The organism is Photobacterium alginatilyticum, from assembly GCF_009910675.1.
Taxonomy (GTDB): domain Bacteria; phylum Pseudomonadota; class Gammaproteobacteria; order Enterobacterales; family Vibrionaceae; genus Photobacterium; species Photobacterium alginatilyticum.
This window is the reverse complement of sequence record NZ_RSEJ01000089.1, coordinates 1-2,224: the sequence shown is the minus strand read 5'-3', so window position 1 is coordinate 2,224 and position 2,224 is coordinate 1. Positions and strand designations below refer to the sequence as shown.

At 42.8% G+C, this 2,224-nt stretch carries 1 protein-coding gene; it reads right to left on the bottom strand.

All coding sequences use genetic code 11. The features are described 5' to 3' along the window. Positions 1-1,059 precede the first annotated feature (1,059 nt). Entirely contained in the window at positions 1,060-1,545 is a 486-nt protein-coding gene (locus EIZ48_RS28005; protein ID WP_160658656.1) for a hypothetical protein, read from the bottom strand. Positions 1,546-2,224: the final 679 nt, after the last annotated feature.

Below are 2,224 nucleotides of genomic sequence, written 5' to 3'. Positions count from 1 at the left end.
TACTTGGCCGGCGAACTCTCAGCATACTCCGCCGCCAACCATGGGATACTGCACCAACGAATAATCACGAGACATGGTGACTATCAACACCTTAAAGCCAGCTACATTTGCATGACAGCCTGATGCGGCGCTAATCAGGGCTGCTTACTAAACTGATGGGTTGAGTAAACGACAAGCCATTCACTGCTTTGTATCGAGGAAACTATGAATGTTTATTGCCATCGTCTGAGGCAACAAAGAACGGAGCAACCTGCACTTCCCAGAACTTTAAGGACAGCCCTACGATGAACGAATGGCCTAAGATTTTCCGTTCTTGGGCGATGCGGTTACGACCAGATCCAAAAGCAGTCTTTTCCCATGCCTAACGCTTGCAATAGGGTGCCCCACGCTGAACCAGCAAAGCGCACCGAACCTCATACCAAAACCGCCGAGTGTAACGGGTCACCTTGATTGCTTTGTTATGGCCACATTTCAACCAGGTAACTAGAATTTGGCACGCTACCGCCGAACGGAACTATTAGCCCGCCATATGATTAAGACATCATACAACACACAAAATATATAAGTTTGAGATCACCCTATTTTTGTCTTAAACATCAAATATCTAACCTCTTTTCTGATATTTTTTGTACAAAAGATTATCTAAGAAGCGAAGACAATAGTCTCTGGACATAGAGTTGCTCTTGTTTGCGGATAGAAATCGGAAGCTTAAAGGGGGGGATTTGAGGAGTTAATACTTGAAAACCCGAGTAAAACGAGAACTGTATCGCGATGAAATTTCGGGCATAACCAGCTCCGTCCGCTATTGTTAACTCAGGCGTGTGGCGTACAAAACCAATAAACCTTACAGTTCGTTATACCGAAAAGCGTGCAGGTATATAGCCTAAGAGACCGGCTTAACAGCCGCTAAGCATGACTCAATGAACTTGAAACGAATACCAAGTTGCCTCTGCTACTAGGCCATAACGCCTGCAATAAGGTGTGCCCCACTGAACCAACAAAGCACACTGAACTCCGTACTAAAACCGCCGAGTGTAACGCATCACCTTGATTGCCTTGTTAGGTGCGCTCACTAGTCTGTATTACTTCTATCAATTGACTTACTACAGATATTATTTCTTGCTCTCTAACACGTGAGTCCTTTTCAGAAAGGTAAATTGTATGGTCTTTTTGATATGATTTCGTTGGCTTTAATAAATATCCATTTTTAATTAAACGGTCTAATACTATTTGTTCTTTATTGTCTGCTAATGAATAGCGAATCCTTATATAGAAATCCGGATTTTTATCTATTTTACTGTGATGAATACGGATATATTTGTACTTCTCATGTGTTATGGCGACTCTACCATCTTCGTCCATAAATAAAGAAAATATTTGTTTAAAGCTATGAGATTGTTGGTCATAAAATCTTTTTAACTTTTCATTATATTCATAATGCTTCTCTGCTGGCGTATTTGCGTATGTATCCAACCAGTTATCCATGAAGTCGGGATCACTTGCACTGCCACCGAAAGACTCACAAAAATCAGAATAGTCACCCATATCAAACCTACTAATTTAAATGGAACTAACAACATGTGTTTTAGCACCTAACGCCTGCAATAAGGTGCCCCACGGCCAACTTACCAAGCGCACCTAACCTCATACCAAAACCGCCGAGTGTAACGGGTCACCTTGATTGCTTTGTTATGCAACTCCATCCATTAATGCGATCATACTTGGCCGAAAGCCGTTCCACGCATGATGAGACTGCGACATGAAAACAGCACACGCTGGCTCTAATTTGTTCAGATTGACCATCAACACTTTGAGCCAGACCAACTTGCATGACAACCTCTTTACGGACAGGATTGGCTGCTGCACCGAACTATTGGTTAAGACAAGCAACATCCTTTTCAAAGCAATGTAACGATGGAAACTCACTGCTGAACTGCCAGGGTAAAAGGCAACAAAGAAAACGACAACCTGCTGTTCTCTGAACTTTCTGGCAGCCTTTCGCTGAACTAATTGCCCAAGAAATCGTGGAAAAGCACGATGAACATTCTACCATTGATGAACTTGGCTCTAAGGTGCATAACGCCTGCAATAAGGTGCCCCACGCAAAACCAACAAAGCGTACCGAACTTCAAACCAAAACTGCCGAGTGTAATGGGTCACCTTGATTGCTTTGTTATGCAACTCCATACATTACTGCGAGCATACTTGGCCGATAATCTTTCCA